The sequence below is a fragment of the Streptomyces longisporus genome (assembly GCF_039532765.1).
Classification (GTDB): domain Bacteria; phylum Actinomycetota; class Actinomycetes; order Streptomycetales; family Streptomycetaceae; genus Streptomyces; species Streptomyces longisporus.
On record NZ_BAAASG010000012.1, the window covers coordinates 422,985 to 447,893 of the forward strand.

The window sequence follows — 24,909 nt, forward strand, 5'->3', positions numbered from 1 at the left end:
CCGCGACCAACCCGATCCGCCGTCAACCCACACCACCGCCAATTAAACGAACCACCAGCACCGTTTCGGATCATTCGGATCAATGGACATGAACGAGGTCAGGACTTCGCCCGCTGCCTCAAGGCGCTCGGTGGCCGGCTCGTCCTGGTCGCACACGGTTTCGTCTGGCCGCTCCTTTTCCGGCGATTCCCGGGTGCAGGTTTCTGCAGTTGCCACCTGCATCAAGTTGCAGCGGAAATCCTTGCACGCCCGATGGTCTCTCTGGAAACATTCAAGACGTCAGAAGCCGCGGTCCGGGGGGAAAAGTGGACTACTCAATATTGGTGCCGTTCCTGCCGCGCCGCACAGAGCAGGTTCTTCCCTTTGCGGCGCTGGTCGAATGGACGGGGGCGGCCAGGCTCTGGCAGGGGCAAAGCGTGCTGATGGAACCCTTCCAGACGTTTTCCGCGGTTGCGGGCGCGGGCTTTCGGGTACCGACTGGGCTCGGAGTGACCCTGATGCCGCTGCGGCATCCGTTCGAGGCGGCTCACAAGGTCAAGACCCTGGCGATGGCGACCGGCAAGGACGTGGTGGCCGGCTTCGGGCCGGGTGCAAAAACGTTTCAGCAGAGCTTGCTCGGTGCCCCGTACCGCAGCCAGCTCACGGCGGTCCGTGAATACATGACGGTGGTTCGAGGGCTGCTCAGCGGCGACCCGGTCGACTTCGACGGTGAGTACTACTCCTGTCATGCGGGGATGGGCCCGGTCATGTCGCCTCCCGTGCGCCTTGGACTTGGAGTGCTGCGCCCCGGCATGGCCCGTCTCGCGGGCGAGGTCGCCGATGTGGCGGTTACCTGGCTCACGCCGGCGGCCTACCTCGACGGTGTCGTTCGCCCCGCGATGCGGGAGGGGGCGGACACCGCAGGCCGGCCCGTGCCCCGGATCACCGCGATGGTGCCTGTGGCTCTGGAGCGCTCCGACCGGATCGATCGGGATGTCTCCGATTTCGTGCTGGCGAGCAATTCCGCACACATGCAGGCGCCGCACTATCTTGACATGCTCGGAAAGGCGGGCATTGATTTCTCTGATCTCGACCCGCGAGCGGCTGCACGCCTCATGGCAGAATCCGGTGCATTCCTATACGGAAATCTCGATGAGATCGTAAAGCGTCTTGATGAGTATCGTGACGCCGGAGTCAATGAAATCGTGCTGAACCTTACGGGCGTATGCCGGCTCTACGGCGCGAATGCCGCAATGGACGACTTGAAGCAGATTCTCGCCGCCGTAGGCGCGGATCGGAGGGAATCCGGTGAATGAGGAACTGATCACCCGGGTGGGGCGCCATCTGCGCTCCTGGGTCACCGGACGCCCGTCGGCCGATGACACGCCGGGGCCGGAGAGCGCCACCGTTGTGCTGGAGGACTCGGCCTTTCTGGATGCACTGCTCGGCTCCGATGCCGTGGGGCCGCGGACGCTCGTCCTCGCCCCGGCGGCACGGGACGGCCAGGACGGAAGGTCCGGTGCCACTGTCGTCGGGTACGAGGGATCGCTGAGCGGGTCGGAGGGCGATGCGTCGGTCGGTGACGTTCTGTTCCTCCAGACCCAGGACTACGGCGTCAGCCCTTACATGTCGCTGCTCGGCACGACGCTCGTGCGGGTGGCCGGCGACACAGACTTCGAGTTGTTCCTCGCGGACGCCGACGCCGCCAGGGCGGAGGGCAGGTTTGCTCCCTTCGCGGTCAGCCCGGCTGTGCAGATCGCCGATCTTTCCGCACTCGGAGCCCATGTCCCGGGCGACGGACCGGGCACCAGGCTCTACGTGGACCGGGATGGAGGCGTCTCCGTCTCGCCACAGGGACTGCGGCTGGGGACCGCCGGGGATTCAGCCGGGGCCCTGCACTCGGCATGGCAGCGCCTGAACGCGGCAAGCGATACGGGTGGTGCGGTGCCGCTCGGAGCGGCCGTGCCGGAAGAGGTACGCGGCCCCGCCGTACGCCGAAGGCCCTGGCTCGCCCGCTATCTGGCCGCGCTGGATCTGCTGCGAGACCTCCAGACGCGCGGGATCACCGAGCCCAGAGTCTCGGGCTTCGGCCGCCGGCTTGTGCCCGGGCTCGATGCCGTCGACGGGGCCCTGGACGCCGACGATCCAAAGGCGCCGTTCCTGTGCTGGACGTCGGACAAGGCGTACGTCAGGGTCGCGGGTGCCGACCGGACCTTCCAGCTCGGTCGACGCGCGGCGGAGATCACGGAGATGCTGCTGGTCCTCGGCAGCGCCGAAGCCGTGGCGGAGCACGCGGAGAGCGGGTCGGTGGACCGGGCTGCGATCGAGCGGGTGCTCGCGTTCTTCGCCGACAAGGGCGTCTCGCTGATTCCGGGCGTCCCCGTGCTGGAGATGACCGTATGACGACGACGGACGCCGCGGCTGTCCCGGGACTGGCCGGCCAGATCCTGGCCGGATACGGAGACCGGGTCAGCGTGCACGATCTGTACGACGAGGCGGGTGCTTCGGTCTATCACGACCTGGCGGCCGCCGATACCACCGAGATCAGGGAACTGCTGCGGTCGGTCCGTGCCGTTCCCGGTCCGGTGCTGGAACTCGCTGCCGGATCCGGCCGGCTGACGCTGCCACTGCTCGCGTCGGGCCGTCAGGTCACGGCTCTGGAGCTCAAGGAGAGCATGGTGGCCCTGCTCCATGAGCGGCTCGCCGAGGCCCCGGCGGGTATCGGGGGACGGTGCACCGTTGTGCAGGGCGACATGTCCGCATTCGAGCTCGGCAGCACCTACGCCGTTGTGGTGCTCGGCACCACGTCCGTCTCCCTGCTCGACGCCGAGGGCAGGGCCGGACTCTACGCGGCCGTGCGGGCTCATCTCAGGCCCGGCGGAAGGTTCTTGCTTTCCACCGTCGACCTGACAGACGCCGACGGGGACGACCTGGACCTTGAGGCCGTGGGTGCCAGCGGACGCCGCTATCGGATGATCGAACACTGGCGGGCCGGCCAGGAAGTCCGCAAGGTCACCATCCTGCCACCGCAGCGGGATATGCCGGAGGACGGATCGGTGGTGGTGCTCACCACGTCCATCCGGGTCCTCCCCCCGGACGACCTGGCGCGGGAACTGGCTTCCGCGGGACTGCGCGTCGTGGCACATCATCCGCTGCCCGCCGCCTCCCCCCGCCATACCGGTGTGCTGCTCGAGGCGGAGGCCGTCTGATGCCCACCGAACTCTGGCCGTCGCTGCTCGAACCCCGCCTGCACGGAGCCGACGAACTGTGCGCCGTGTCGGCCGACGGAGTCAGGATCCGCTTCCAGGATGGCCGTGAACTGCTGTGCGGCACAAGCGGCCTGTGGAACGCGAACCTCGGCTACGGCAACGAGGCGATCGCCCGGGCCTGTGCGGATGCCTTGCGTGACGCCTCCTATCTGTCGGTGTTCCGCTACGAGAACGTCTACGCCAGGCGTGCCGCGCGCGCACTGATTGAAGCGGCAGGGGCGGAACACTACGGCCGGGTGGTCTTCTCGACCTCCGGCGGGGCCGCAAACGACTTGGTGATGAAGCTGGCCAGGCACTACCACGCGCTGCGCGGCGAAGGCATGCGCAAGCTCGTGGTGGGCCTGCGAGACAGCTATCACGGGCTGACCTTCGGTGGGTTCGCCCTCACCGGCGAGAATCTCGGTCAAGCCGTCTACGGCGTCGACCAGCGGTTGGTCAGGCATGTGACGCCCAACGCGGGCGACGAGATCGCCCAGTTGGCGGCCCAGCAGGGAAGCCGGATCGCGGCAGTGGTGGTGGAACCCGTGCTTGGCAGCGGGGCGGTGCCGCTCACCCCGGAGTACGTGCAGACGCTGCTTGAACTCCGGGACCGCCACGGTTTCCTCCTCGTCGCCGACGAGGTCGCCACCGGTTTCGGCCGTACCGGTGACTTCTTCGCCTCACAGCGGTGGCAGGCGCCACCTGATCTGCTGATCACGTCGAAGGGGCTGACCAACGGCACGCACGCCGCGGCGGCCGTGCTGATGCCCCAGGCGCTCGCCGAGCCCTTTGACGCGGCGGGTGACGTGTTCGTCCATGGGGAGACCCAGGCCGGGACGCCCGTCACCTGCGCGGCGATCCTCGCCACGGTGCAGGAGATGCGGCGGCTCGACGTGGTCGCCTCGGCGCGACGCCTGTCAGTCCTTCTGGACAAGGCACTGGAGGATCTGGTCGCCACCGAACCGCTGGTCTCGGCCACTACGGGCATCGGCTGTTTCCGGTCCATCCGGTTGCGCACGCCTGCGGGAGACCCACTGCCGCAGCAGGAGGTGCCGGAGGTCGTCGCCGCGATCCGCAGGGCCGGCGCGGTGGTCCACCCCAGCGTCAACGGGGTGCAGATCCTCCCGTCGCTGATCTACACCGACGACGAACTCGCCGAGCTCCTGGACTGCCTGCGCCTCGGGGTGAGGGCGCACGCCCGGTACCGGGCCGGGCTCGGCAGTGACACCGAGGCGGCCTGAATGGATGCGGTGTGGAATCTGAGCAGCCGACGCCTGACCCAGGTGGCCTACGGGATCAGCGGACTGGCCAAGTGGCTGCCCCTCCACGAGGGACGGACCCTGACCCTGCTCGCGGACCCGGCCGTCGCCGACTCGGAGGCCGTGGATCAGGTGTCTGAGTGTGCGGCCTGGGCGGGTCGGTCGGTGGAGCGGCTGGTACCGGTCGGCCCCGGCACGCTGGAGAGCGTGACGGCACTGGCCGAGCGGCTCCGTGACAGCGAACTCGTCCTGGCGGTCGGCGGGGGAACACTGCTCGACCAGGCCAAGTTGGCCGTGCTGATGAGCGCAGCCCCCGTGGTGCGGGACAGACTGTCAGTGCGGCACCGAAGCGGTCTGGTGCTGCTCCCGGCCGAGGCGGAACCCAGGATCCCCTTGATCACCGTGCCCACCACGGTGGGCACCGGCAGTGAGCTGAGCGGCGGCGCCTGCCTCGCCGGCCCGCATGGCAAACGCCTGGTGCTCGGTAACGGGCTGCAGCCGGATGTGGCGGTGCTCGACCCTGTCGCCACCCGGACACTGCCCGTGGAACTCCTTGCGGAAGGCGTCCTGGAAGTCTTCTTCCGGGTGGCAGGTATGTACGTGGGGGATCCGCAGGACCTCCCCTCGGAGGACGCCTTCGCCTTGACGCTCGTCGAGCGAATGGTGGTTCTGGGCGCCGAGCTGGCGTCCGTCCGGCGGGCAGGCGAAGCCCCTGGCGACCTGCTTCGCCTGGAGATCGCCAAGCTCAGCGGGGCGAGCCACAGCCAGTGGTTCAATCTCGGCCGCGATCCGTGCGCCTGCAAGGGCTGGTACCTGGCCAACGAGCTCTCAACGGGGCTGGGCCTGCGAAAGATGACGGCCGCGGCCGCGGTGCTGCCACCCCTGTGGCAGCGGGTCGTGGAAGGCGACGCCCGTTGGGGGTCCGCCCGTCGGTTGCGGCGGCTCTGGAAGGCCGTTGCCTCGGCCCACCGGCCGGCACTGCCCGCGGACCCGGTCGAGGGCGTCGCGGCTTTGATGGACGCCTGGCGGATCGAGCGCGGCATCGACGCGACCGTGGAGCGGACGGACCTGATCGCCCGGGCCACGATGCGCGCGTGGGGGGACGGCCTGCCCACCCTGGGTGCCCTCACTCTTGCCGATGTCCGGCGGGTGCTGGCCGAGGCCATCAGGCAGCCACAGCCCGCGGCGCGGTGACAGCGCACCGAGAGGGCGTCATCACACACCACAGACTTCCGCCGGCGTCCGCCGGCGGACGGCCCGCGACACCACGGGAGGGGGAAAAACACAATGCAGACTGCAAACAAGAACAGCGTGTCCGCACCTCTGGAACTGGCTCTGCAGGAGCTGGAGGCCCAGCAGCTGGACATGCAGGAGCTCGAGGCGCTCGACGCTCCGGACTTCAGCTGGAGCGAGGCGCTGAGCGCCATCGGCGGCCTGAGCGCAGGAGGCGTCATCTCGTACGTCTCCATCGTCACGCTGGCGACCTGATCCGGAGGGCCGCGGCTGAGCGTCGGAGGCCCTTCGGAAGCGGATCTTGAAGATCCCTTAGATCCCTTAGATCCCTTGAAGGAGGTGAAAGGAAATGAACGAGAACGTCAACCCCGCTCTGGAGCTGGCCATGCAGGAGCTGGCCATGGAGGAGCTGGAGGGCATGGACGCGCCTGACTGGTGGAACAGCTTCCTCGCGAGCGCTGCCATCTCGGCCGGCGTCAGTGCTGCCTACAGCACCATCGCCGTCACCTCCGTCATCGCGACCTGACCGGTCGGACGCCTGACGGACGAAGCCCTGTTCCGGATGCTGGCCATTAGCATCCGGAACAGGGCCGCACCGACGAATATACGTGCGGCCCCGCGCCGCAGAGGAGAGATACCTGATGCCTCAAGCAGCTTCTCGCGGCCATGTCTGGTTCCTCATGGCCTTCGGGCTCGTCACTGTCGTGGCAGCCCCGGGCGTGGTCTATGCCCTCACCCAGGGTCCGGCCCGCACCAGAGGGCTGCTCATCTGCGTCGGGGTGGAGCTGGTGCTCATCGTCTGCGTCGGCCTGTACCTCCGTGCGAGGGGGAGGGCCGGAGCGTGACCGACATCGTCGACATCGTGGGACTCACCAAGCGGTACGGCGAACTGACCGCGGTCGAGGACGTGTCCTTCACTGTCCGGTCGGGCCGGGTGGTGGGACTCCTTGGGCGTAACGGGGCCGGAAAGACGACTTGCCTGCGGATGCTGCTGGGTCTCGCGCGTCCGACCTCCGGCCGCGCCACTATCTTCGGTCACCCGTATGCACAACTGCCCCGTGCGGCGCACCGGGTGGGGGTCAGCATGGACGGAATCGGCCCTTCCGGCGCGGGCTCCGGACGAACCGACCTGCGGATCTGGGCAAAGGCCCTCGGCCTTTCTCGTACGAGGGTGGACGACGTCCTCGAGCAGGTAGGGCTCGCCGCGGACGCCCACCGCAAAGTCCGCGACTATTCGCAGGGCATGCGGCAGCGGCACGCCCTGGCGACCTCGTTGCTCGCCGACCCCGAACTGCTCATCCTGGACGAACCTGCCAACGGACTCGACCCCGACGGTATTCGCTGGCTCCGGGAGCTCCTGCGGTCCCTCGCAGATGAAGGGCGCACCGTGCTGGTCTCCAGTCACATCCTGGCGGAGGTCGAGCAGATGGCCGACGACATCGTCATCCTTCAGCAGACGCTGCGCTACAGCGGCACGGCCGCCGACCTGACACAGAACGGTGCTGTCAGCCTGGAGAGCCGCTTCTTCGAACTGGTGGGACCCGTGGCGAAGGAGAACTCCCATGCGTGACCTGATCGGAGCCGAGTGGCGCAAGATCTGGACCGGGCGCGCATGGTGGTGCGTGGTCGCCGCGGCCGTGTTGATGTGTGCGATGGCCGACGCCGGCCTCCTGCAGCAGAAGCTCGCCAAGACTCCGGAGGGCAGCAGCACCAGCGAGATCACATCCACCCTGGTGCAAGGCTGGTTCATGGTCGAACTCGCCGCCGCGGTGATCGCCATGGTCGCGGTGACCAGGGAGTTCGGAAACGGTGCCATCAGCCGGTCGGTTCTGCTGAGCGGGGGGAGAGGCCGGCTGCTCGCGGCCAAGCTGATCGCCGTCGCCGGCTGCGGCACCGTGTTTGCCCTGGGGGCCGGTGTGCTGGCCGCCGCCAGCCCGTGGGTGTTCCTGGCGGGGCGCACGCAGAAGCCCGAGTGGACCGCGACCACCACCTGGACGCTGCTCGGGGTGATGCTGGTCATCGTGGTGGGCGCCGTGTGGGGTGCACTGCTCGGGCTGCTCATCAGGCAGCAGGTCGCCGCCATTCTCGTGCTGCTGATCAGCACCTGGCTGGTGGGTGAGGGCCTGCTGCGGCTGGTCCCGGAGATCGGCAGGTTCACCATCGACGAGGCCATGGCGTCCGTGTACCGGGGCGGCAATGCGGATCTGCTGTCGATCCCGTGGGCACTGGCGGTTCTCGCGGTTTGGATCGTCGCGGGCACGATCGCCGCCCGGACGCTGTTCCTGCGCAGGGACCTGCCGTGAGACTGACCCTGAACCGGCCACAGGCAGACACGACTGAGGCACCCCTGCCCGAGTGTCCGCGCCTGGCGCCGGACGTGCGGGTTCACGAGCCGATCGAGGACGGCGCCCCCTGGCTCGTCCAGTCCGGCGCGCAGCGCTACCTGCGGGTGACCGCCGGCATGGCCAAGCTCCTGAGTCTCGCCGACGGCACTCGCAACTCCGAGGACATGGCCAGGGAGCTCGGCGATCCCTGGACCGTCGAGCTGGTGGGCGAGGGCCTGTTGCGTGCTCAGCGCACCCAGCTCCTTGAGGACGCGGCGCGCAAACCGCGCAAGGACCGAAGAATCACCTTCGTCCAGCCGCTCACCGTCCAGTTCACCCTGGTGCGTCCCGAACGCATGCTGAGCAGGTTCCGTCCGCTCACCGTACGTCTCGCCAACCGTGGTGGGGCGCTCATGGCCGCGGTCCTTGCCGCGGCAGGGCTGCTGTGTCTCGTCGCCCAGGCCCAGGCGACCATGGATGCCCTGGCCGAGCCGATCTCCATGCCCATGCTGATCGCGCTGGTGGTCGTCACGTACTGCGGCACCATGCTGCACGAGCTGGCGCACGGTGTGGTGCTGAGCCACTACGGTGGCCGGCCCAGCCGTATGGGTTTCATGCTTTTCTACCTGACGCCCGCGTTCTTCTGTGACGTGTCCGACGGGTGGCGGCTGCCGAAGAACCGCCAGCGCGTACGTGTCGCACTGGCCGGCATCGCCATCCAGGCCGTCCTGGCCGGCCTCGCCGGCGTCGGCTCCGTCGCCGTGGCGGCGGTAGGCGGCAGCCCTGCGCTGCGGGATTTTCTGCTGCTCCTCACGGTGACCAACTACGTTTCCGGGTTCTTCAACGCCATCCCGTTCGTCAAGCTGGACGGCTACCTGGCACTGATGAGCCACCTGGACATCTCCCACCTGCGGGACCGGTCCATTACGGACGCGCGTCGGCTCGTCGCCAGGCTGCTGTTCGGCGGCCGCCACGAGCGGGCGCTGCCGGGGGTCGACTGGGCGCCTCTGTTCGGTCTGGCGTGCATGCTGTTTCCGCTGTACGTCGTGAGCATGGCCTTCACGCTGTGGGGTTCGATCCTTGCGGGCGCGGGCCTGGTCGGCGCCGTCATGGCCTCCGTCGCGCTCGGGTATCTGATGCTGCGCGTCTACGTCGGCGCCCTCAAGCTGGATGCGGAGGCCCGGACCGCCGGAGCGCCCCTTTGGCGGCGCGTCATCGTCTCTGCGCTGGGGATCGCGGCTGTGGCGGCAGTCATGCTGGGGGTCTCCGTTCCGTACACCGTCACCGGCGGCTTCGTCGTGGAGCAGGGCCGGACGGTGCTCGTGTCAACCGGGACGACCGACCGTAGCGCCATCGAGCCCGGCGCCTCGGTGCGTTTGCTGAGCGGCGGTGTCGTGCTCCAGAAGCAGTTGGGCACCGCTGCGGTGACGTCCACCGATTTCACCGACATGTCGGCACCGATCTCCGCCTTCGTCCCCGTGAGGGGGCTCGACTCGGTACGGGTGCCGGCCTCCGGAATCGCCCTCGACGGCGGACGGCTGGCCCCGGGAACCACAGGCCAAGCCGTGGTGAGCGCAGGCGAGCGGCGCCTGGGCGACTGGCTCTATCTGGAGTATCTGGCGCCCTTCTGGCGCTGATGCCCACCCGCCACTTCTGACCTCTCCGTACTCCCGAAGGCGGTTGAACCTGTCATGGATCCTTCTCGGCGTGTGATGTTCCTGGCGCCAGGCACGCCCTTCTTCGACCGGGACGAGGCCGGCACCGGCGACACGGACGACGATTTCCGTGCCGTGACGTCCCAGACGCCTGACGATTGGTCGTGCCATACGGGGCCCGACTGGACCATGCTGGCTCCGCACGGGTTCCGGATGCCGCCGCAGGGCTGGAAGATCCATGTGTCGGCCACTTCGGAGAATGCGCAGAGCATCCTCGCCCGGTCCTGGGAGTACCTGGTGGACCGCCGCATCGCGTTCAAGTTCATCCGCAGCAGGCAGGTGCTGCTGCGGCGCAACGGCAAGTACGGCGATCGCGGAGCCAGCGGCAAGTTCATCACCGTCTATCCCGAGGACGAGAACCGCCTGGCCTCCGTGCTGAATGAGCTGGGAGCCATCCTCGACGGGGAGCAGGGCCCCTACATCCTCAGTGACCTCAGATGGCGTTCCGGCCCCCTCTACGTGCGCTACGGCGGGTTCGTCGCGCGCACGATGAAGTCGGAGAAGGGGGAGACGGTCCCCTGCATCGAGGATCCCGAGGGCAGGCTGGTACCGGATCTGCGCGGTCCGTCGTTCCGGCCCCCGGAGTGGGTGACCATTCCCGACTGTCTGACGGAAGCGGTTCAGGCGCGCAATGCGGGCACCCTGCGCGACTTCCCCTACCGCGCAGAACAGGCCCTGCACTTCTCCAACGGTGGGGGCGTCTACCGCGGAACCGACCTGCGCACGGGCGAGCCCGTCCTGCTCCGGGAGGCGAGACCGCTCGCCGGGATCGACCGCAACGGTGAGGACGCGGTCGCCCGACTCCTCCGGGAGCGCGACTGCCTGCGCAAGCTCGCCGGCCTCAAGTGGGTGCCGGAACTCATCGATGCCCGTGTGGGACACGAACACCACTTCCTCGTGCGGGAGTACGTGGAGGGCGAGACGCTCGGGGTGCGGACCACCAGGGACAACCCGTCCTCTCCGAACGCTGATCCGGACAGGACCGCCGCCTACACCCGATGGGCGCTCGACGTGCTCGACCAGATCGAGCAGGGAGTGCGGGCCATGCACGAGCGGGGCGTCGTCTTCGGCGACCTGCACCCCGGCAACGTCCTGGTCCGCCCGGACGGCTCGGTGGCGTTCATCGACCTGGAGACGGCGTCGACCGACCTCACCGCGCACCAGATCCACGCAGCGCCGGGCTTCACCGCGCCCTCCACCCACCGGGGCAAGGACATCGACAGATACGCCCTGGGCTGCCTGCGCATCGCCCTGTTCGCCCCGTTCACCAGTCTCCTGCCGTGGGACGCCGGCAAGCTGGACCAGCTGATCGAACTCGTGGAGTCCCGGTACCCGGTCCCGGAAGACTACGGAGCCAAGGTCCGTGCCGACCTCGCGCCCCTCACGACCCTCGACGGTACGGGCGAGCAGGACGGCCGCGCGGAGGAGGTGTCCGGCGATCTGCCCACCGATTCTGCCCGGCATCTCGCCGCAGGCCGACGGGGCCTGACCGCCGTGGGCCAGGGCATTCTCGCGACAGCCACGCCCCGACGCGAGGACCGCCTCTTTCCCGGTGACACGGCCCAGTTCCTCCTGCCGGAGGGCGGAGCCTGCCTCGCCTACGGAGCCGCAGGGGTGCTGTGGGCCCTCAGCGAGGCGGGGACAGAGGTACCCGCTGCCCACATCGACTGGCTGGAGGAGTCGGCGCGCCGGTTCACCAACCCGTCCCCGGGGCTCTACACCGGTACATCCGGTGTCGCATGTGCCCTGCAGCGCCTCGGCCGTACCGATGCCGCCGCGGCTCTGCTGCAGGAGGCGTCCGGGGCGGAACCCGCAAACGACAGCCTCCTGGACGGCCGGGCCGGGCTTGGGCTCGCCCATCTGTACATGGCACGAGCCACGGGGGACGACGCCGCCCTGAAGCACGCGACGGTCCTGGCGGAGCAGTTGGTCGAGAGCGCGGCGTCCCGGCCTCCGCGCCGCGGCGAGGCCGGTCTGATGCGCGGCAGGTCCGGTGGCGCGCTGCTGCTGCTGCGTCTGCACGCCCACACGCCCGACACCGGCCTGCTCGACGGGGCCCGTGACTTGCTCGACACCGATCTGCGCGCCCTTGGGTGGACGGTGGAGGCGGGCGCGGTCCGTGCCGAGGTGGGGGAAGGCTGGGCGGAAGGTGCCGTCGGCGTACGTCCCACGTTCGCCGCCGGCAGTGGCGGCACCGCCATGGTTCTGAGCGAGTACCTCGCCCGGCGCCACGAACCGCGCTTCGCCCTGGCCTGCGAAACCGTCCTGCGGGGTGCCCTGGACTGCATTCCCCACACGGCGGGGCTCTTCCATGGCTTTGCCGGCGTGCTGCTGGCGGCCACTCGTCTGGCCGGCCCGGCGGAAGCTGCCGTGGTCGAGCGACGTGCCGCCACTCTCGGCTTGTACGAGGTCACCCACGAGGGCAGGCCGGCGTTCCTGGGCCTGGAGAACGTGCGTCTCACGACGGACCTGGCGACCGGAGCCGCAGGCGTGCTGCTTGCCCTGAACGCCGCGAACACCACTCCGGGCACTGTGGCGTTCCTGTGAACCGGGCCGACGACGGAGGACATGAAGGGCCATGAACGGCAACGGCACAGTGGCGGTGTCCGTGATCTGTCCGACCTACAACAGGTCATGGAAGATCACGGAGACCATCGACTCCGTCCGCGCGCAGACCCTTCAGGAGTGGGAACTGCTCGTGGTCTCGGACGGGTGCGACGACGACACCGAGGACTGGGTGCGCCGCTCCGCGCGGCAGGATTCTCGCGTCAGGCTCCACCGCATCGAGCGAAACGGTCACCCCAGCGGGCCGCGCAACGCAGGCCTGGCCCTTGCCCGTGGCGAGTTCATCGCCTACCTGGATCATGACGACGTCTGGCGGCCCGATCACCTTCGTGTCCTGCTCGGCATGCTGCGGGCGGACGCGGACCTCGCGGTGACGGGCTGCACGTACCACGACGCCGAAGGCAAGGAGGCCGCCGAGTTCTCGCCACTGTCGGCCTTCTGGCACCCTCAACTCCAATTGTTCGGACCGATGTTCGAGCCGTCCAGGGTGGGACATCGCCGCGGCGTCGTGGAGCAGGTCGGGGGCTGGCGCGCCGGTGCGGGCCTGGAGGACTGGGATCTGTGGCTGCGGATGGCCGACGCGGGCCATACGTTCCGCACGGTCGTGGAACCGACTGCGGCCCTTTTGATGGACAACGGCACGCGCAGGAACCGGATGTCGCGCCCTCACCGGCTGCCCCTGGTCGTTCTCGACGACGCGAGAACCGCCCATGCGCTGCTGTGCGAACTCCGGGCCGGTCGGCACGACGAGTCGTTCCGCGCCGCCGTCCTCGCGGACATGAGGGACTGGTACCGGCAGATGGACGACTCCGGCGCGCTGGTACGGCCCCTCGACTGGAGCGGGGACCTTGACGAGGAGATCGAACGCGTGGTCTCGGGTGAGGTGAAGCTCTTCGACGAGCTCGTGTTGGTGCCCGAACAGGGACGGTACGCCATCGCGCGGAACCTGCTCTGTTCCCGCGTCGAGCACGCCCGCCGCGCCGCCCGGCTGATGCCCTGCGTCCAGCCGCGTGTGCTCCGGCTGGTGAGGGATCTGGCCGAGGGCGGACTCGGCGGGCGAGCACACCGGTCAGATGAGTCCCTTCTCCTTGGCCCGTAGTGCCGCTTGGAAGCGGTTGGCGGCGTGGAGGTGCTTCAGCAGCTCCGCGACCCGCCCTCGGTAGGTGCGTACGGATATGCCCAGTTGACGTGCTCCGACCTCGTCCTTGTCGGCGCGCGCCATGACCTGGAGCACTTTCAGCTGCATCTCGTCCAACGGGGCGGGGCCACGCCCCGGCAGGAGCAGCGTCGAGGCGTCGAGCGCTTGGGACCAGCAGCGGTCGAAGAACGACAGGAGTGTGCCGACCAGCGCTCCCTGCTCCACCAGCATTGTGCTCGGTGAGGTGCTCCGCTCGGCCCGCACCAGGGCGGTCTCCCGGTCGGTGATCAGCACACGCTCGAACCCGCCGTCGAGGAGGCGGATATGCGCACCGTCCTGGATCAGCTCGGTGAGGAGTGCGGACGTGGCCTCATCCTCCAGAGCCCGTTTGTGCATCAGGGCTTTCACGGTCACCCCGCGTCGCAGGCAGGTCACGCCGACGCGACGCATGGCCAGGATCGTCTGTGGAGTCAGGGTCGGGTTCGGCTGCATCGTCAGCACTTCGCGCCGGGCATGGACCGTGAGTTCCTCGGCCCGGTCGCACATGTCCTTGTCGTCCCTCTGAAGGTGTCCGGGAGAACGCCAAGCGCCGGACTGGCGAATCAGCGAGTAACCGAACGACAGAAATTCCTGCTGCTCTGCGTGCAGCCTTTTCAGCCGCTCTTCCAGGAGTCGCCCGATACTTTCGTCAGCGCTGAGAGCGGTCGGCTCGCCGTGTTTGTCCAAGCGGACCATGCCTTCATCGGCGAGTCTTCGCAGCGAGGCGCGGATGTCCTCCTCGGCACAGCCGAGGACCACGCACAGGCCGGATACCCCCAATCCCGTTTCCCGCAAAAGGGTTTTGTACACGGATTCGTCGAAACTCGAAATGCCCAATTGGGTCAAGGTCATTTCCCCCATAACCCTATTCGAACACCTGTTCATGCCCCTGTCAACGACAAGAACCGAGGGGCGAATAGGCCACCCTGTCCGGCGGGCGGACCGAGGCATCGGCTGGTCCGCCGATGCCTCGGGCGGCGCCTTTCCTACAGAGCGGACGAGGCGATGACCGCCGTCAGAGCAGCGACCGTGGTGCGGATCGTGTCTCCGAGTGCTGCGGCCGGGCCCTGGCCCTCGGCGATCGCGATCAGACGGTTCTCCGGTGCCTCCGCCCGGGGGCCCTGCGTGAGGGCGGTCTTCAGGCCCGCGTGGTGCAGCACGGTGATCAGCGCCGCCGTGCGCTCATCGGGGTCCTGGCCCTGCGCGAGGACAGCTGTCAGGCGTCCTCGCAGCGCCACGAGTTCCGACAGGCCCGTGACCGGGTGCTTCACCGATCCGAAGGCGCCGAGGACCCGTCGTCCCTCCTCCCGGACCAGCCCCTTCTCCAACAGCCCCTGGTACGCAGTGTCGAGTGCCTGCTCGCGTACGGCCAGCAGCCACTCCCTGGGCGTCTCCTCGGGATGGCTCTGGATGTGCCCGGCGACGGCCGCGGCCGCCGGATCCGCAGGTGTCGTAGCTCCAGCGACGACGAGTGTGCCGTCATGCTCCGCCAAGTACCCGGAGAAACTCAGCTCCAGCAAGGCGGCCGCCGAAACGGCCAGGGACACCCGCAGCGGCGCCTCGCGCAGGGTGCCCGTCTCTTCGTCCAGTGTGAGCAGCACAATCTGCTCGCCGATCGTCAGATCCTTGGTCATGGGATCCCCCTTCCGGGAGTAGGACGATGAACTGGAAGGTGGCGTTCCAGCCACGTGTCGGGAAGTCGGGTGATCGGTCCGGGCCTGTGGCCAGTTCCTCAGGCCGACCTCTCTGAACAGAGAGAATGAGGGCTCCTAGACCTTCATGGCGTGTCCTCAAGGGGTGCGGTGCACCGGTTGAGACGGATGGAGAGGACCGTGTGGACGTGCTCCACGCCGAGCGGGGAGAGGACCAACTCCCGTTACGCTGCGCGCGGTAGGTGGTGGTCGGGCGCGAGCATGAGGCGGACACCCGCGCCGGGCGGATTGACGGGGCGCGGGTCGGTGGCGTCAGTGGCCCCTCAGACCGCTCGGACGGCAAGAGTCGCCGACAGGTGCGAACACACTCCGTGGAGCCGCCGCCGAGCATCGTGCCAGCGCTGCGTCACTACATGGAGCACTTCGGGCTTGTCTTCGTCGGCTTTCGACTTCTGCGTGGCCGAGGACGGGCACTGGTGGTTCCTGGAGTGCAACCCCTCCGGTCAGTGGTACTGGCTGGAACCTGAAACGGGTCTGCCCGTGTGCGCAGCCCTGGCCGACCTCTTGGAGAGGAAGACCACGACGTGACCGACGACGACAAGGGCATCCGCCTCGCGCTCGCCGAGCGTCTGGCCGACAGTGGCCACTGCGCACCGCCCCATGGCGGGCCGCCGTCGAAGCCGTGCCCCGGCACGAGCTCCTGCGCGGCGGCTACTTCGAACGGGCCGACAGCCCCGGCCCCACCGCGTGGCGGCCGGTCCTGCCCGATGACTCCGGATGGCTGGGCGGCTGCTACCAAGACGCCTCCCTCGTCACCCAGATCGCCGGGACCATCGCCCCACGGGACATCCGCGGCGAGATCCTGCGCGAGCCCACCTCGTCGAGCACCCTGCCCGGCCTCGTCGTACGGATGCTCGAAGACCTCCAGGTCGAGGACGGCAACCGCGTGTTGGAGATCGGCACGGGCACCGGATACTCCACCAGCCTGCTCTGCCAGCGACTCGGCGAAGACCTCGTGACGTCCATCGAGGTGGACCCCGGAGGTTTCCACCCGGGCCCGCGCCGCGCTCGGGCACGCCGGGTACGCGCCGTTCCTGATCACAGGCGACGGGCTCGCCGGACACCCCGACGGCGCCCGCTACGACCGGCTGATCGCGACGTGCGGCGTCACCGAACTCCCCTATGCGTGGGTGGAGCAGACCCGGCCCGGCGGCATCATCCTGGCCACCCTGTCCGGCTGGCTCTACTCCTCCGAACTCGCCCGGCTCACCGTGGGCGACGACGGCACCGCACGAGGCCGACTCCTCGGTGGGCAAGTTTCCTTCATGATCGCCCGCCCCCAGCTCCCGCCCCCGCTCGGCCTTCTGCCGGACATCGACGACGGTGAGGAGCGCACCACCGGGCTCGCCGCGGACGCCTTGGACGACTGGAACACGCGCTTCGTCGCCCAACTCGCCGCCCCCCACGCGCTGCGACTCACCCTCAACCGGGACGGCCGAACCGAACACCTCCTGATCGACGTGGACGCCGGCGCCTGGGCCGCCGCCGTTCAGGACGGCGAGACCTGGACCGTCCGCCAGGGCAGACCCGCTCGCCTGTGGGACGACATCGAGGAGACCGTCACCCGATGGCGTGCCGACGGCGCCCCGGGCCTGAACCACTTCGAGGTCACCGTCACCCCCGACGGGCAGAGCGTGACCTGGTCTAGGGTCTGACGGCAACGAGCACCGGGAGGCGCGGACGATGCCGGAAGAGGAGCCCCTGCACGAGTGGGCCGCCCGACGCGACCGGCGCCGGGCTGCGGAACGGGAGATGACCGGCACCCGCCGCGCCGTCCCCCCAGCCGACGGAGCCCGCGCTTCCCACGTCGCCCCCAGCGCGCCGCGGTGGCCACGAGGTTCGACAAGCGCGCTTATGTCTTTCACGGCACGGTCACCGCGGCTTCAATCCGTCTTTGCTCAAGCCATGATCACTTGGCCTTCGTGACAGGATCTGGGCGTGACGACGTTGTTCCTGACAGTCGGCCTGCCCGGGGCTGGAAAGAGCACGAGAGCTCGACAGCTGGCCGCGGAGCACAACGCGCTGCGACTGACGCCGGATGAGTGGATGCGACCGTTGTTTGGCGATCCGCAGCCGGCCGGCAAGCGCGATGTGCTGGAAGGGCGGCTGCTCTGGCTGGGTCTGGAGGCGCTGAAGCTGGGAACGAGCGTGGTCCTGGATTTCGGATGCTGGTCTCGTGACGAGAGGTCCGCGATCCGCTGGCTGGTGATGTCTGTGGGCGCGTCCTGTCAGCTCGTGTACGTGCCAGTGGACCATGAGACCCAGCGTGCTCGGATCGCGCATCGCCAAGCGACCACCCCTGATCAGACCTTTGTGATGAGCGAGACGGACCTCTTGCACTGGAGGACGCTGTTCGAGGAGCCCGACGCCACGGAACTCGATGGAGATGAGGTAGGAGGTCCGCCTCCTGGGTGGTCAGGATGGTGTGAGTGGGCCGCCGACCGGTGGCCATCGCTCGCGTGACTGTCCGACCAGCTTTTGGTGCCGCCCAGTAACGCAGCCGTGCCAGGACCGCCGAGTCCGGAAAGATCCGCCGGACAGGCCCTAGCCAGGCGGCTCCGCCGGAGCCTCTGGCACCCGCCTCTTGAAGCCAGGAGCGCAGGCACAGGCGGTTCCATATCTCGTTCTCGACATATGGTCGGCGCGGCGCTTCACTGGTGACATGGCGTCAATTCGACTCACCACAACAACGATTCGAGTCCTCCAAGCCCTCCTGGCCGCCACGTCGGACCAGCCCGCTTGGGGCCTGTCGATCTGCCAGGACGCCGACCTTGGCTCCGGCACCGTCTATCCCATCCTCGAACGCCTCCTCGCCCATGGCTGGATCACCGCTCGGGAGGAGACCGGCGATCACCCCGGCCGGCCGCCGCGTCGCTACTACGAACTCACCGCCGCTGGCCGTGCCTCCGCGCATGCGGCGCTCGAAGCCCGCAGGGCTCGTCGGTCCTCCTCCAGTGCCCGCTGGGCTGGAGGGACGGCATGACGACGGCCCATGCACCTGTTCATGCGGCGATCGTTCGCATGAAAGTACCGGCGCTGTGCATCGCCGTCCTGCTCCTGGTGGCCGGTGCCGGATACGGGATCGCCTGGGGCTCCACAGTCGTTTTCATCGCGCTGTTCAAGGCCCTGCCGCAGAGTTGGGTCTATACGTTCGGCGTGTTCGTCCAGCGGTTCGTTGGGACCAAAGACCACCCAAAGCCTCTGTTCCTGGTGCTGTTTTTTGCAGGCATGCTGATTGCCGTCGTGGTACAGGAATTGGTACAGGAACCGGAGGTGCGCAGGCGTGTGGGATCGGCGATGCGGGCGCGACTGCACTCCGCCGAAGCCGCCTTGGCGGCGCTGGTGGCCGGAAAGCGCCATGCTCATCTGCGATCCGAATGGACGGCGCACCTGGCGGGCCCTTCGGATTCCGGCACGGAACTCTCGGCCCGAGAGCGCGACGCCTATGCCGTGGGGTTCCTCGTCGCTGCCGTCAGGATTCGCCTGAGCGACGCCACCCGGCCGTTGTGGCGCCCAGTGGACTGGGTGTTGCGCTCGGACGGTCGGGTCAACGCCGTCGTGGCCTCCTGTTGCGGAGCCGTGGCCGGGTACCTCATCGACTGCGACGGCCCGCGAGCCTTCCTGAGCACCGACTGTGTCGGTGTCGGTGTGATCGGCACCGGTGCCTTCGCCTTCCTGCGCTGGCTGCGGGCAAAGCGTGGCATCGAACTGGCCCAGCTCGCCAAGCGCGGCCAGACGCCGCGCGCCCGCTGACACGAAGTTGCCCGACGAGGCCGACATCGCTAGGGCGCTTGGGCCCGACCCTCCAGGGACCACTACGAGGACGGCACGGTTCCCTCACCCAAGAAGGCCATCGAATGGCCGCCCTCATCCATGGGCATCAGCCCGGCGAGATGAATCAGCCGCTCTTGCCCATGGGGGAAGCAAAGCCACACCTTCTGACCATGCTCTGCGGCAGAACCCACCCGCACCGGCACCCCCAGCAGGACGCCGCCCCATTCACGCTCCGCAGGAGCGAACCTCGCCAACACAACCGTGACTGTGATCTGCTCCCCGCCCACGCGGAGCACAGCCTGTGACAAGGGACCAGCCACACCCTCAGCGTGCCCCCGGCCCGGTGCCTCCGCCAGCCCGATGCGGGCCCACCGGAAGTGACCCGTCCGCGACGGCGCTGAGCACCACGACGAACCCCGTCACTGACTCGATGCAGGCCGAAGGCAATGCCGCGGTAGCACGTGGAGCCGCGCCAGTCCACCCGGAAGGGTGGGAGTTGCTCCGCCTTGCCTCATGGGCGACGGGGCCACCCGGTACGGGGGATGTCTGATGGGTCCGGTCCTGTGCAGTGTGGGGTTATGCCTGGCGGAAGTGCGGCACGTAGATACGAGTTTCGTGTCGTCGGCCCCGCCCCGGAGGACGTCGCTGCAGCGTTCCCGGAGCTGGTAGCCCTGATGATGGGCAGCCAGACGGTGTTCTACGGTGACGTCATCGACGAGGCGCATCTGTTCGGCCTGCTGGCGCGCTTCCGGAGGCTCAATCTGCTGGTCTTGGAGATGCGACCGCTCCCCCTCAGCTTGAGAGCCAGTGGCGCGCGATCATGTGCAGGGCGCGGCGGGTGAGCCAGGCGCTGGCCAGGCCGATGGCGGCGCCGGCGGCGACGTCGCTGGGGTAGTGGGCGCCGCTTTGCACCCGCCCGAAAGACACCATGACGGCCGGTACGGCACACGCGGCGCCGGCGGCCGGCCATGCCGGTGCCACGGCGGCCGTGAAGGCGACCGCGGCGGCGGTATGTCCAGAGGGGAAGGAGGAGGAGTCGGGGCAGTCGTCGGCCTCGTCGTGGGGGAACCATTCCTTCGGTGGCCGCGGCCGGTCGTTCAGCTGCTTGCACAGGCCGTTCGAGATGAGCTGCGCCATCGCCAGGGCGGCCAGCCCCGTGGCCGCCGCCCTTTGGCCACGCCACCCGCCCACACACGCCATCGCGGCCGCGGCACCGCACCACAGCTTCGTGCCCTCGGCGCTCTCCTCCACCGCTGACAGCGCCTTCCCCACGCGAAGCGGGATGCGGGAAGCCACGCGTTCGGTCAGCACCCGATCAGCCTCGTGCAACCCCGCCAGAAGCCTCATGACAGGAAAGTATCCCGAGGTCACCGGCCTACACCCATGATCACATGAGGACGGTCACACGTCGCCGAGGCGGCGGCGGTCCTCCTCGGTCCACTTCCGGGTGTCGCGGGGCTGGGTGTAGGGCTCGGTCTCGGGTGGATGCCCGCCGGCGACGGCCCGCTGCCGTACGGTCTCGGCGTCGAACTCCAGGCCCAGCAGGATGGCCAGATTGGTGATCCACAGCCACAGGAGGAAGACGATGACGCCGGCCATGCTGCCGTAGGTCTTGTTGTACGAGGCGAAGTTGGCGACGTAGACCGCGAAGGCGGCGGAGGCGATCATCCAGATCACCAGGGCCAGGACGCTGCCCGGGGTGATCCACCTAAAGCCCTTCACCCGGGCGTTGGGTGTCGCCCAGTACAGAATCGCGATCATCACCGTCACCAGGACCACGAGCACCGGCCACTTGGCGATCGACCACACCGTCAAGGCGGTGTCCCCGATCCCGAGCACCTTCCCCGCCTGGCGGGCCAGGCTGCCGGTGAAGACCACGATCAGCGCGCTGATCACCGCCAGCACCATCAGCACGACCGTCACCCCGACCCGCACGGGAAGGACCTTCCACACCGGCCGGCCCTCGGGCATGTCGTAGACGGCGTTCGCGGCGCGGATGAAGGCGGCGACGTAGCCGGAGGCCGACCACACCGCCAGTACCAGGCCCACGATCGCCATGATGGAGCCGATACCGGCATTTCCCTGGAGCTGGTGCACGGCGTTGGTGATGATGTCGCGGGCGGAGCCGGGGGCGAACTGCCGGATGTTCTTCAGCACCGTGTCGGTGGTCGACTTCCCGGCCAGGCCCAGCACGGAGACGAGCACCAACAGTGCCGGGAACAGCGCCAGGATTCCGTAGTAGGTCAGCGCTGCCGCCCGGTCGCTCAGCTCGTCGTCCTTGAACTCCCGCAGGGAGCCCTTGAGCACCGCGCCCCATGACCCTTTCGGCAGTTTGGTCGGCGCGTCCGGCGCCCGGCGTTCCACCTCCGGCCCGGGCCCGGCCTCGTCCGGTGCGGGTGCCTCATCGCGGACGTGGTGGTCTTTTCGCCCTGGAAGATGCAACTTTGTCATGCTGGCCGGGTACCCGGCTTGCCCACTCCCAGCGCTGTACGGCTGGACCGCGACCGCGGGCTCAGATCTCGGTCCCGCCTCTCTCGGCAAGCGTCCTGCAAGCGTCAGGCCGCGTCCGCATGTCGCCCAGCGGTGCGGCGATCAGCAGACGACGGGCTCACGCCATGGACCAGGCGCAGACGGTGTACGCGAGCGGGGCGGGTCTCCCGCGGCTCGCCCAATAACCGATCCTCCAGGCGGTCCATCCCATACAGCAGCAATCCCAGCATCGGCAGCAGCAGCACAGCCACGACGATCACAACACGCAGCCCCCTCCTGGATGGCAAGCACCTCTGCCGGGTGCCCGCCACACGTCACAAACCGGCGGCACTTTGTGAAGGTCTGGTGACCGCATGCGCCTGGACAGAAGTGCCCGGGTTGTGGGTACTCGCACGACCGGCAGAGACGCTCGGTCGGCCGTCATGGCGCGGCCCGGTTCGCGCGAACAAAGCAGATGGGAGGTGAGAGCCGTGTCGCACACACCACCGCAGTACGCCTCTACCGGCAAGGACACCCGTGGATCGGATACGGAGCCGGTGAGTGAGCTGGTGCAGCGGGCCTCGCAGCAGCTGACGGAGCTGGTGCGCGGAGAGCTGAGGCTGGCGCAGGCGGAGATGAAGGAGAAGGGCAAGCGTTACGGCAAGGGCGGCGGCCTGTTCGGCGGCGCCGGACTGGTCGGCTTCCTGATGCTGCAGGCGATGGTGGCCACCGCGATCGCCGCGCTGGCCGTGCCGCTGCCGGTGTGGGCCGCGGCGCTGATCGTGACCGCGATGCTGGGTGTGATCGCCGCGGTGATGGCCCTGACCGGAAAGAAGCAGGTCGACCAGGCCGGATCACCCACACCCGAGCAGACGATCGACAGCGTCAAGGCCGACGTGGCCGAGATCAAGGGGAGTACACAGCGATGACCCAGCCGCACGACGAGCAGAACTCCAGCCCCGAAGAGCTGCGCGAGCAGGTCGAGAAGACCCGCGAGGAACTCGGGGAGACCGTCCAGGCGCTCGCGGGCAAGACCGACGTCAAAACCCGCGCCCAGGAGAAGGCCACCGAGGTCCGCCACCAGGCCGCCGCCAAGGCCGGCCAGCTGAAGACCAAGGCCGCGGACGTCGCGCACCAGGTGCAGGACAAGCTGCCCGACCCGGTCAAGGACAAGGCCGCCCACGCCGCCGAGCAGGCCCGCACCAGGGCCACCCAGGCCAGTCACCTCCTCCAGGAGAACGCGCCCGAACCCGTGCGGCACAAGGCGGCCCAGGGTGCGCAGGCCGCGCGGGACAACCGCACCCTGCTGCTGGCAGCGGCAGCCGGCGCCGCCCTGGTGTGGCTGGCGTGCCGCCGCAGGAAGGAGTGAGCCGATGAAAGCCTCGAAAATCGCCTACAAGCCGGTCGGTCTGGCCCTGGGAGCCGTCAGCGGCATGCTCGCCGGAGCCTTGTTCAAGCAGGCGTGGAAGATGCTCGGCCACGACCAGGACGCCCCCGACGCCACCGACGAAGAGCGCACCTGGAACGAGGTGCTGCTCGCCGCCACCCTGCAAGGCGCGATCTTCGCCGCGGTCAAAGCCACCGTCGACCGCGCGGGCGCCACCGCCACCCGCAGTCTGACCGGCACCTGGCCCGGCTGACCGCCGCCCGGTACGAGCGCGGGGCCCGCCTCGCCACATGGGGACACAGGATGCCGCCAGCCCTGCCCGTAAGCCCCATCACCTGGTCGGAGGAGGCCCCTCGCCCAGGAAGGCCACGTTCAAGCGTCCCCATCGCGGCCGCGACCCCGTTCCGGCGCAGCCCGCAGGAGCCCGCCCCACTGCGGAACCTCGGCAGGCGTCAGCTCACCGAACTCCACGTCGACCGGGATGTGCTCGTTTTCCACCAGCACAGCACGGCGGACAAAGAGAAGGGCGACACACCTTCAGCCTGCCCCAGGGCGATGGCGTCTGCGCGGAGCCACTGCGGCATGTCGATAGCCCCTGGCCTTCGAGGGGAAGACCAGGGGCCACCTGCCATGACAGGACGGTCACCGGAAACATGATGCGGTCCCGAGCACCACGCCGGCGAGAACTGGGAACCGCCCGACACTCCGATGCACACGGGTGTCTTCCCGCTCAACGTATACCGCCCGGCATGGTAACGGCCGCGCCCTCAACCTCCGGCGGCCCGGAGCCGCCTCCCGCGGGGGGAGCCGCTGCAGCCCCGGCCCTCGTCCCGCGACCGGTTCGCGACGAGGCGCGCTTCCGCTCGCCCCACGGCCGCAAGGACCGCCCTGCAGAAGGCCCGCACCGGGGGACAATGCGCGGGCCTCCTACATGCCCGCCCCGCTGTCGAGGGGGGCAGTCACCCCTTCACTGTCCCAAGGCCCCTGACGCCTGCACCCTGCCGTCGCCCACAAACTCCACGCGACTCGCCCGATCCTGTCCACCGCCGGGAAACCCACACGACGACATGGGGCGGGGAAGGGCCGCTTCGACCTCCCCAGGTGTGGACGGCCCTTCCCCGGACAAGCAGAGCCCGGCTACCCGGACGGCGGCCGTTCACGCTCCGCCTGCGATATCTGCAGGGCTGTCGCCAGATGGTCCTTCAGATCCGCGGGCATCGGTGCCCGGTCGCCCCACGAGGATCAGGAACGTTTCGCCGACCGGCACCAGCAGGCGGCCTCACCTGCACCTCTACGGTTTCACGGTCAACCTGCATCGCATGCCCGGTTTGCGCGAGGAACACAATCAGTGCGTGACGCAGAGCCGAGCGCATGCCTCCATGCTCTGCATGACGCACCCGAGAATCGAGAGGTGACCTCTTACCGCGGGAGCTCTGTCAGCCCCTGAACTGCATCGATCACGTTGTCCGCCACCTCGGGCACCGGCTTGGATGCATTGATGATCGTCGCGCCACGGCTTTCGTAGATCGCTCGCATCTGAGGATTCCACTTCAGGGCTGCTGCGAGCTCTTCGGGATGTTGACCGAATGTGTTCGTAGTGCGGGTTGCGAGCCGGTGGCGGAGGGTGTCCTCGTCGATCACCAGGCACACGATGAAGTCGAAAAGATCGCGTACGTCTGCCTCGTTCTCCACCGACCCACACAAGAACGCGACTCGGAAACGAGACTCCTCGACGAGGGCCTCAACGCGCTCACGGACGATCACCCACCCGTATCGGTCGAGCCAGCCCCCAGGAACCGGATACGGAGGATCCACCACAACCTCGCCGTTGGCTCGGTCGATCCAGCGGCTGAAGCCGTCCTCGTCGGCGTCGAGCGCAACATAGCCCCGCTCTCGCAACACCCCGCAGACCGTGGACTTACCAGTCCCCGAATTGCCTGTCACCCACACCAATGGCACGCCGCCAGCGTAGACATGCACCAGGGGGTAGCGCTGTGACCGCGCAGGTTCGCCAGCCTGCGGTCCTGTTCAGCTCGGGTTTTGCGGACACTCGTGGCGCTTGTCGGA

At 68.6% G+C, this 24,909-nt stretch carries 27 protein-coding genes and 2 pseudogenes; 24 read left to right on the top strand and 5 right to left on the bottom strand.

All coding sequences use genetic code 11. From position 1 onward, the window contains the following. The first annotated feature begins 305 nt into the window (after window positions 1-305). From ABD355_RS27675 to ABD355_RS27735, 13 genes are all read left to right on the top strand, one after another. Complete coding sequence (locus ABD355_RS27675) at window positions 306-1,295, top strand: LLM class flavin-dependent oxidoreductase (RefSeq protein WP_344403395.1); 990 nt, start codon at window positions 306-308, stop codon at window positions 1,293-1,295. Beyond that, window positions 1,288-2,382 carry a daptide biosynthesis RiPP recognition protein gene (gene mpaB, locus ABD355_RS27680; protein ID WP_344403396.1) on the top strand — a complete coding sequence of 365 codons (1,095 nt, stop codon included), beginning with the start codon at window positions 1,288-1,290 and terminating at the stop codon, window positions 2,380-2,382. Before ABD355_RS27675 ends, mpaB begins: the two co-directional genes overlap by 8 nt. Then, a complete protein-coding gene (gene mpaM, locus ABD355_RS27685; RefSeq protein WP_344403397.1) occupies window positions 2,379-3,188 on the top strand; it encodes a daptide-type RiPP biosynthesis methyltransferase in 810 nt (269 codons plus the stop codon). The genes mpaB and mpaM overlap by 4 nt, the downstream gene beginning before the upstream one ends. Next, window positions 3,188-4,468 carry a daptide-type RiPP biosynthesis aminotransferase gene (gene mpaD / locus ABD355_RS27690; RefSeq protein WP_344403399.1) on the top strand — a complete coding sequence of 427 codons (1,281 nt, stop codon included), beginning with the start codon at window positions 3,188-3,190 and terminating at the stop codon, window positions 4,466-4,468. Before mpaM ends, mpaD begins: the two co-directional genes overlap by 1 nt. Beyond that, on the top strand, window positions 4,469-5,680 hold the full coding sequence (gene mpaC / locus ABD355_RS27695; RefSeq protein ID WP_344403401.1) for a daptide-type RiPP biosynthesis dehydogenase: 1,212 nt from the start codon (window positions 4,469-4,471) through the stop codon (window positions 5,678-5,680). A gap of 93 nt (window positions 5,681-5,773) precedes the next feature. Continuing rightward, entirely contained in the window at window positions 5,774-5,974 is a 201-nt protein-coding gene (locus ABD355_RS27700) for a daptide-type RiPP (RefSeq protein WP_344403402.1), read from the top strand. Window positions 5,975-6,068: 94 nt separating this feature from the next. Then, on the top strand, window positions 6,069-6,245 hold the full coding sequence (locus tag ABD355_RS27705; RefSeq protein ID WP_344403403.1) for a daptide-type RiPP: 177 nt from the start codon (window positions 6,069-6,071) through the stop codon (window positions 6,243-6,245). A gap of 115 nt (window positions 6,246-6,360) precedes the next feature. Next, on the top strand, window positions 6,361-6,564 hold the full coding sequence (locus tag ABD355_RS27710) for a hypothetical protein (protein WP_344403404.1): 204 nt from the start codon (window positions 6,361-6,363) through the stop codon (window positions 6,562-6,564). After that, a complete protein-coding gene (locus tag ABD355_RS27715; RefSeq protein ID WP_344403405.1) occupies window positions 6,561-7,289 on the top strand; it encodes an ABC transporter ATP-binding protein in 729 nt (242 codons plus the stop codon). The genes ABD355_RS27710 and ABD355_RS27715 overlap by 4 nt, the downstream gene beginning before the upstream one ends. After that, on the top strand, window positions 7,282-8,022 hold the full coding sequence (locus tag ABD355_RS27720) for an ABC transporter permease (RefSeq protein WP_344403406.1): 741 nt from the start codon (window positions 7,282-7,284) through the stop codon (window positions 8,020-8,022). The genes ABD355_RS27715 and ABD355_RS27720 overlap by 8 nt, the downstream gene beginning before the upstream one ends. Then, entirely contained in the window at window positions 8,019-9,680 is a 1,662-nt protein-coding gene (mpaP, locus tag ABD355_RS27725) for a daptide biosynthesis intramembrane metalloprotease (RefSeq protein WP_344403408.1), read from the top strand. Before ABD355_RS27720 ends, mpaP begins: the two co-directional genes overlap by 4 nt. A gap of 54 nt (window positions 9,681-9,734) precedes the next feature. Next, the gene (gene lanKC / locus ABD355_RS27730) at window positions 9,735-12,305 is read left to right on the top strand and encodes a class III lanthionine synthetase LanKC (RefSeq protein WP_344403409.1); all 2,571 of its coding nucleotides are present in this window, start codon (window positions 9,735-9,737) and stop codon (window positions 12,303-12,305) included. A gap of 31 nt (window positions 12,306-12,336) precedes the next feature. Beyond that, on the top strand, window positions 12,337-13,422 hold the full coding sequence (locus ABD355_RS27735) for a glycosyltransferase family 2 protein (protein WP_344403410.1): 1,086 nt from the start codon (window positions 12,337-12,339) through the stop codon (window positions 13,420-13,422). Here the strand turns inward: ABD355_RS27735 and ABD355_RS27740 are convergent. Then, entirely contained in the window at window positions 13,393-14,352 is a 960-nt protein-coding gene (locus tag ABD355_RS27740; RefSeq protein ID WP_344403411.1) for a hypothetical protein, read from the bottom strand. The two genes, ABD355_RS27735 and ABD355_RS27740, sit on opposite strands and share 30 nt — an antisense overlap. Before the next feature lie 134 nt (window positions 14,353-14,486). After that, a complete protein-coding gene (locus ABD355_RS27745; protein WP_344403412.1) occupies window positions 14,487-15,134 on the bottom strand; it encodes a GOLPH3/VPS74 family protein in 648 nt (215 codons plus the stop codon). A 447-nt stretch (window positions 15,135-15,581) separates the two neighbouring features. Between ABD355_RS27745 and ABD355_RS27750 the strand changes: the two genes are divergently transcribed. The 8 genes and pseudogenes from ABD355_RS27750 (at window position 15,582) to ABD355_RS27785 (ending at window position 19,828) form a co-directional block, all read left to right on the top strand. After that, window positions 15,582-15,740, top strand: a complete 159-nt coding sequence (locus ABD355_RS27750; RefSeq protein ID WP_344403413.1) for a hypothetical protein — start codon at window positions 15,582-15,584, stop codon at window positions 15,738-15,740. A 322-nt stretch (window positions 15,741-16,062) separates the two neighbouring features. Beyond that, window positions 16,063-16,125 (top strand): annotated as a pseudogene (locus ABD355_RS27755) (hypothetical protein); the annotation flags it as partial. Window positions 16,126-16,249: 124 nt separating this feature from the next. Beyond that, the gene (locus tag ABD355_RS27760) at window positions 16,250-16,867 is read left to right on the top strand and encodes a methyltransferase domain-containing protein (protein ID WP_344403480.1); all 618 of its coding nucleotides are present in this window, start codon (window positions 16,250-16,252) and stop codon (window positions 16,865-16,867) included. A gap of 28 nt (window positions 16,868-16,895) precedes the next feature. Beyond that, window positions 16,896-16,979: pseudogene (locus tag ABD355_RS27765) on the top strand (hypothetical protein); the annotation flags it as partial. Window positions 16,980-17,150: 171 nt separating this feature from the next. Beyond that, the gene (locus ABD355_RS27770) at window positions 17,151-17,675 is read left to right on the top strand and encodes a P-loop nucleotide/nucleoside kinase family protein (RefSeq protein WP_344403415.1); all 525 of its coding nucleotides are present in this window, start codon (window positions 17,151-17,153) and stop codon (window positions 17,673-17,675) included. Between the two features lie 199 nt (window positions 17,676-17,874). Further along, on the top strand, window positions 17,875-18,195 hold the full coding sequence (locus ABD355_RS27775; protein ID WP_344403416.1) for a PadR family transcriptional regulator: 321 nt from the start codon (window positions 17,875-17,877) through the stop codon (window positions 18,193-18,195). Next, on the top strand, window positions 18,192-18,965 hold the full coding sequence (locus ABD355_RS27780; protein WP_344403417.1) for a hypothetical protein: 774 nt from the start codon (window positions 18,192-18,194) through the stop codon (window positions 18,963-18,965). Before ABD355_RS27775 ends, ABD355_RS27780 begins: the two co-directional genes overlap by 4 nt. A 599-nt stretch (window positions 18,966-19,564) precedes the next feature. Next, the gene (locus tag ABD355_RS27785) at window positions 19,565-19,828 is read left to right on the top strand and encodes a hypothetical protein (protein ID WP_344403418.1); all 264 of its coding nucleotides are present in this window, start codon (window positions 19,565-19,567) and stop codon (window positions 19,826-19,828) included. Here the strand turns inward: ABD355_RS27785 and ABD355_RS27790 are convergent. After that, a complete protein-coding gene (locus tag ABD355_RS27790; RefSeq protein ID WP_344403420.1) occupies window positions 19,779-20,333 on the bottom strand; it encodes a phosphatase PAP2 family protein in 555 nt (184 codons plus the stop codon). The two genes, ABD355_RS27785 and ABD355_RS27790, sit on opposite strands and share 50 nt — an antisense overlap. A gap of 54 nt (window positions 20,334-20,387) precedes the next feature. Further along, window positions 20,388-21,437, bottom strand: coding sequence for a YihY/virulence factor BrkB family protein (locus ABD355_RS27795; protein WP_344403422.1), 1,050 nt, complete (start codon window positions 21,435-21,437; stop codon window positions 20,388-20,390). Window positions 21,438-22,012: 575 nt separating this feature from the next. On the opposite strand from ABD355_RS27795, the gene ABD355_RS27800 reads away from it, so the two are divergent. Genes ABD355_RS27800 through ABD355_RS27810 form a run of 3 tightly spaced genes read left to right on the top strand, consistent with a single transcriptional unit; the run spans window position 22,013 to window position 23,095 of the window. Further along, the gene (locus ABD355_RS27800; protein ID WP_344403481.1) at window positions 22,013-22,384 is read left to right on the top strand and encodes a phage holin family protein; all 372 of its coding nucleotides are present in this window, start codon (window positions 22,013-22,015) and stop codon (window positions 22,382-22,384) included. Next, window positions 22,381-22,824, top strand: coding sequence for a DUF3618 domain-containing protein (locus ABD355_RS27805; protein ID WP_344403423.1), 444 nt, complete (start codon window positions 22,381-22,383; stop codon window positions 22,822-22,824). Before ABD355_RS27800 ends, ABD355_RS27805 begins: the two co-directional genes overlap by 4 nt. Window positions 22,825-22,828: 4 nt before the next feature. Next, window positions 22,829-23,095: a DUF4235 domain-containing protein gene (locus tag ABD355_RS27810; protein ID WP_344403424.1), complete on the top strand. Its 267-nt coding sequence runs from the start codon at window positions 22,829-22,831 to the stop codon at window positions 23,093-23,095. A 1,166-nt stretch (window positions 23,096-24,261) separates the two neighbouring features. On the opposite strand, the gene ABD355_RS27815 is transcribed toward ABD355_RS27810, so the two are convergent. Next, entirely contained in the window at window positions 24,262-24,801 is a 540-nt protein-coding gene (locus ABD355_RS27815; RefSeq protein WP_344403426.1) for an AAA family ATPase, read from the bottom strand. Window positions 24,802-24,909 lie beyond the last annotated feature (108 nt).

What these genes read in the sequence shown, in the direction of transcription:
- mpaM (WP_344403397.1), top strand. Translation starts at nt 2,379, where the DNA reads ATGACGACGACGGACGCCGCGGCTGTCCCGGGACTGGCCGGCCAGATC.
- mpaD (WP_344403399.1), top strand. Translation starts at nt 3,188, where the DNA reads ATGCCCACCGAACTCTGGCCGTCGCTGCTCGAACCCCGCCTGCACGGA.
- mpaC (WP_344403401.1), top strand. Translation starts at nt 4,469, where the DNA reads ATGGATGCGGTGTGGAATCTGAGCAGCCGACGCCTGACCCAGGTGGCC.
- ABD355_RS27700 (WP_344403402.1), top strand. Translation starts at nt 5,774, where the DNA reads ATGCAGACTGCAAACAAGAACAGCGTGTCCGCACCTCTGGAACTGGCT.
- ABD355_RS27705 (WP_344403403.1), top strand. Translation starts at nt 6,069, where the DNA reads ATGAACGAGAACGTCAACCCCGCTCTGGAGCTGGCCATGCAGGAGCTG.
- ABD355_RS27710 (WP_344403404.1), top strand. Translation starts at nt 6,361, where the DNA reads ATGCCTCAAGCAGCTTCTCGCGGCCATGTCTGGTTCCTCATGGCCTTC.
- ABD355_RS27720 (WP_344403406.1), top strand. Translation starts at nt 7,282, where the DNA reads ATGCGTGACCTGATCGGAGCCGAGTGGCGCAAGATCTGGACCGGGCGC.
- lanKC (WP_344403409.1), top strand. Translation starts at nt 9,735, where the DNA reads ATGGATCCTTCTCGGCGTGTGATGTTCCTGGCGCCAGGCACGCCCTTC.
- ABD355_RS27735 (WP_344403410.1), top strand. Translation starts at nt 12,337, where the DNA reads ATGAACGGCAACGGCACAGTGGCGGTGTCCGTGATCTGTCCGACCTAC.
- ABD355_RS27740 (WP_344403411.1), bottom strand. Translation starts at nt 14,352, where the DNA reads ATGACCTTGACCCAATTGGGCATTTCGAGTTTCGACGAATCCGTGTAC.
- ABD355_RS27745 (WP_344403412.1), bottom strand. Translation starts at nt 15,134, where the DNA reads ATGACCAAGGATCTGACGATCGGCGAGCAGATTGTGCTGCTCACACTG.
- ABD355_RS27775 (WP_344403416.1), top strand. Translation starts at nt 17,875, where the DNA reads ATGGCGTCAATTCGACTCACCACAACAACGATTCGAGTCCTCCAAGCC.
- ABD355_RS27780 (WP_344403417.1), top strand. Translation starts at nt 18,192, where the DNA reads ATGACGACGGCCCATGCACCTGTTCATGCGGCGATCGTTCGCATGAAA.
- ABD355_RS27785 (WP_344403418.1), top strand. Translation starts at nt 19,565, where the DNA reads ATGCCTGGCGGAAGTGCGGCACGTAGATACGAGTTTCGTGTCGTCGGC.
- ABD355_RS27790 (WP_344403420.1), bottom strand. Translation starts at nt 20,333, where the DNA reads ATGAGGCTTCTGGCGGGGTTGCACGAGGCTGATCGGGTGCTGACCGAA.
- ABD355_RS27795 (WP_344403422.1), bottom strand. Translation starts at nt 21,437, where the DNA reads ATGACAAAGTTGCATCTTCCAGGGCGAAAAGACCACCACGTCCGCGAT.
- ABD355_RS27805 (WP_344403423.1), top strand. Translation starts at nt 22,381, where the DNA reads ATGACCCAGCCGCACGACGAGCAGAACTCCAGCCCCGAAGAGCTGCGC.
- ABD355_RS27810 (WP_344403424.1), top strand. Translation starts at nt 22,829, where the DNA reads ATGAAAGCCTCGAAAATCGCCTACAAGCCGGTCGGTCTGGCCCTGGGA.